The organism is Halorubrum sp., assembly GCF_046498025.1.
Taxonomy (GTDB): domain Archaea; phylum Halobacteriota; class Halobacteria; order Halobacteriales; family Haloferacaceae; genus Halorubrum.
Genome location: NZ_JAWOBM010000008.1, coordinates 1 through 4,038 on the forward strand (window position 1 = coordinate 1; position 4,038 = coordinate 4,038).

The 4,038-nt window shown below is 68.8% G+C and carries 4 protein-coding genes and 1 pseudogene; all 5 read right to left on the minus strand.

All coding sequences use genetic code 11. The features are described from left to right. Positions 1–281, minus strand: a pseudogene (locus R6U01_RS01380) (HAD family hydrolase); the annotation flags it as partial. 114 nt (positions 282–395) lie between these two features. After that, entirely contained in the window at positions 396–1,190 is a 795-nt protein-coding gene (phnE, locus tag R6U01_RS01385) for a phosphonate ABC transporter, permease protein PhnE (protein ID WP_410284669.1), read from the minus strand. Beyond that, on the minus strand, positions 1,190–2,026 hold the full coding sequence (gene phnE, locus R6U01_RS01390) for a phosphonate ABC transporter, permease protein PhnE (RefSeq protein WP_410284670.1): 837 nt from the start codon (positions 2,024–2,026) through the stop codon (positions 1,190–1,192). The genes phnE (R6U01_RS01385) and phnE (R6U01_RS01390) overlap by 1 nt, the downstream gene beginning before the upstream one ends. Positions 2,027–2,029: 3 nt before the next feature. Then, positions 2,030–2,878 carry a phosphonate ABC transporter ATP-binding protein gene (gene phnC / locus R6U01_RS01395; protein ID WP_410284671.1) on the minus strand — a complete coding sequence of 283 codons (849 nt, stop codon included), beginning with the start codon at positions 2,876–2,878 and terminating at the stop codon, positions 2,030–2,032. Between the two features lie 2 nt (positions 2,879–2,880). Further along, positions 2,881–4,038: phosphate/phosphite/phosphonate ABC transporter substrate-binding protein (phnD, locus tag R6U01_RS01400; protein ID WP_410284672.1), on the minus strand; the 1,158-nt coding region annotated here is incomplete at its 5' end.

A 4,038-nucleotide genomic window follows, 5' to 3' on the forward strand; every position in this document is an offset into this window, starting at 1 on the left:
CTCGCGCTGCGCTCCTCACGCGCCCGGAAGAGCGCCGCCGGATCGACGGCGAGTTCCTCGCAGGCGGCGCGGAATCCGTCGTCGTACTCGTACGTTTCGAGGGACCGCCGGAGGGCGCCCGTCACGTGGAGGTCTCGGTTTCGGAGGACGTCGTCGAGCGCGCGGCCGTGAACCGCGTCGTCGGTGCCCCACCCCTCGAGGATCACGCCGTCCATGTCGAAGAGGACGACTTCGTCGTTTTGTCGGTCGATCGGGGAGTCGGTGTTGTGTCTCGTCGTCATCTGTGTCGGTGTGTCTCTGTGTCGCGGGTCGGTCGCGGCGCGGGGCCGTTCGGTCCTCTCTGCTGCCCCGTCTCGGCGGGCCGAGGCGGGGTTCGCTCCGTCGACGGGCGGGAATCAGCGCACCTTCCGGCGGGCGTACGCCGACACCCCCTCGCTCACCAGCACGACGCCGAGGATGGCGACCAGGAGCGCCGACACCGTTCGCCACGCGAACGAGTCGATCGCCTCGAACAGCTGGACGCCGATCCCGCCGGCGCCGACGAATCCGAGGATCGTCGCGGCCCGCACGTTGATGTCCCAGCGGTACACGGTCAGCCCGACGAGAGCGGGCTTGATCTGCGGGACGATCCCGTACACGAGCAGTTGAACGGGGCTCGCGCCGGTCGCGCGGACCCCCTCCACCTGGCCGAAGTCGATCTCCTCTATCTCCTCGCCGAGGAGCTTCGCGAGGAACCCGACCGACCGGACCGCGGTCGCGACGGTGCCCGCGAGCGCGCCCGGCCCGAACATCACGACGAACAGCAGGGCCCAGACGATCGTGTGAACCGACCGCGAGACGGTGACGATGAGCTTCCCGAGCGCGTACGTCGCCCGGTTCGGCGTCGTGTTCTCGGCGGTGATGTACGCGACCGGCGCCGCCATCGCCACCGCCGCGATCGTCCCGACGACGGCGATCTGTATCGTCTCGGCGAGCGGGCCGACCGCGTTCGGCAGGTACCCCCAGTCCGGCGGGACCATCCGCCCGAGGAGGTCGCCGACCTGCGCCGGCGCGGTGGTCACGTACTGGAGGCTCATGTCGAGCCACTCCCACGAGGCGACCACGACCGCGACGGCGACGAGCGCACCGCCGATCCGGAGGAGCCGCTCTCTCGCGTCGAACCGGCTCCACTCGCGCGTGGCGCCCGCCATCACTGGACCCTCCGCCTGACGACGGCGCTCACGAACTCGGCGACGAGGACCACCGCGATGATCGCGACGAGGACCGCCGCCACGTAGTCGTACTCGTACCGTTGGTAGGCCCGCTGGAGGAGGACGCCGATCCCGCCGGCGCCGACGATCCCGACGATCGTCGACGACCGGATGTTGATGTCCCAGCGGTACACGGCGAGCCCGGCGAAGCGCGGAACGACCTGCGGGACGACCCCGTAGACGAGGCTCTGGAACCGAGAGGCGCCGGTCGCCCGGACTGCCTCGACACCTCCCATGTCGATGTCCTCCAAGTCCTCGGCGAACAGCTTCGAAAAGAAGCCGACCGTTTTGAAACTGATCGCGACGATCCCCGCGAGTGGGCCGAACCCGAGCGCGATGACGGCGATGATCGCGACGATCAGCCCGTCGATGGCGCGCGTGGCGCTGATGATACCGCGACTGAGGTAGTAGGTCGGCTTCGGCGAGATGTTCTCGGCCGCCCCAAACGCCACCGGGAGGCTGATCGCGATCCCGGCGACGGTCGCGACCATCGCCATCGCGATCGTCTCGATCATGCGATCAAACAGCCTGAGCGTGTATTCGCTGCCGGTCTCGGGTGGCAGCATCGAGTCGATCAGCTCGTAGCCGTACCCGATTCCGGAGAGGAAGCGGCCAGGTGTGATCCGCAGGCTCGCGACCGACCACGCGATCAGCGCGAGGACGGCCCCGTACACCGCCCACTTCGTGTACCGGTTCCGGAACGCGGTCGGGCGCCGCCACGTCCGCCGGTCGGCCGCGCCCGTTGACCCCGCCGGCGAGGACGACTCGGTCGCCATGGGTCAGTCCTCCGCGGGCAGGCGGTCGGAACCGGCGTCCTGCCCGTTCCGCGCGCTCGACTCGTCGTCCGGACCCGACAGCCAGTCCGGGTCCGTCGCGGCCGACTCCGGCTGCTCCTCGCCGCGGTAGATGACGCCCTTCGACTCGTCGGTGAGGTCGCTCGCCGGCCCGTCGAAGACGAGCTCGCCGGCGTGGAGCCCGAGGATTCGGTCCGCGTACGCCTCCGCGAGGTCGACCTCGTGGATGTTGATCAGCACGGGCACGTCGCGGTCCTCGGCGATGTCGGTGAGCAGCTCCATCACGTCGCGGGAGGTCTCGGGGTCGAGGCTCGAGGTCGGCTCGTCGGCCAGCAGGATCTTCGGCTCCTGGACGACCGCCCTCGCGATGCCGACGCGCTGGCGCTGCCCGCCGGAGAGCTCGTCGACCCGCTTGTCCTCCATGCCGTCGAGCCCGACGAGCTCCAGCAGCTCGTAGGCCCGCTCGACGTCCTCCGGCGGGAAGTTCCGTCGGAGCGCGGCCCAGTTCGAGACGTAGCCGAGCCGCCCGGAGAGCACGTTCTCCATCACGGTGAGTCGCTCGACGAGGTTGTACTCCTGGAACACCATTCCGATGTTCCGGCGCGCGTCCCGCAGCCCATCGTCGTCCAGCGCCGTCAGCTCCGTGTCGTCGAGGCGGACGCTCCCCGTCGTCGGCTCGACCAGGCGGTTGATACATCGGACGAACGTGCTCTTGCCGGCCCCGCTCGGGCCGATCATCGCCACGACCTCGCGGCCGTCGATCCGCACGGAGACGTCGCTGAGCGCTTCGTCGCCGGTCGGGTACGTCTTTCCGAGGTTCTCCGTTTCGAGCATCGTTACAGGTTCCCGCTCTCGTACTCGACGCCGTTGTACCGCTGGATGATCAGGATGTCGTTGAAGACGTTCTTGTAGTCGATTTCGACGTACTCGGCCTCACCGGTGTTTTCGGCGTACTCGGTGTCCGTCCAGTCGGTCCCGATGGTCGCCTCCTTGATCCCTTCGACGATGTCCGGGTGGAGGTCGTATCGGTGGACCATCGGACCCGGCGGGAACGGGTTGCTCGCCCAGACCACCTTGAAGTCGTCGTAGTCGATGTCCTCTGTCGACCCGATGAGGTCATCGACGCAGGTGCTACAGATCGGTCCGGCGTCGTAGTCGCCGGCCGCGATGCCGCGGGCGGTCTGGTCGTGGCCGCCCGAGAACTCCCTCTCGTAGTCCTCTCCGGCCGTCACGTCGAAGGACTGGTCGAAAAGCGCCGACGGCGCCTGGTTACCGGAGTTCGATGCCGGCTCGGAGTGCGTGACTGTGACATCGTCACGCGCGAAGTCGTTGACGGACTGGATGTCGTGCTCGTCGTCGCGGGTGATCGCCAGCAGCCGGTAGCCGAACTGTCCGGAGGGACTTATCGGGACCGCGAACGGAACGACGCCGCCGAGGTTGACCCCGAAGGCGGACGTCCCGGTCGAGATATCGCCCAGATGTCCGCGCCCCGCCCGGAACGACTCGACCGTCGCCGCGTTGGAGTCGACGGGCTGCCACTCGACCGTCCGGCCCGTCGTCTCCTCAAGCCGGTCCAGCAGCGGCTGGATGGTCTCCTGGTACTGCGTCTGGCCGGACTCGCCGGGCTTGTCCACGAAAATGAGCGGGTCGGGGTCGACCCACTCGCTCTCGTCGTCGGGGAGTTCCCTCGGCGGTTCGCCGTGGGCGATCTCGTCGACGTTCTGGTTCCGCATGTTCTCCAGGTCCGTCTGGCTCCCCTGGAAGTAGTCGTTCTCCGAGACCGCCGTCATCAGGTAGTTGTTCTCCTCCCAGTTGGGCTCGGCGGGATCGAACTCCGAGGCGTCCGAGAGCATCGGGTCGCCCGGATCGTCGCCGCCGTCGCTTCCGTCCCCGTCGCCGCCGTCCTCGCCGCTCGATTCGAGGCCGGCTCCGGCCTCGTCGCCGCCGTCGCTCCCGCCGGAACAGCCCGCCAGCCCGGCGATTCCCACCGCCCC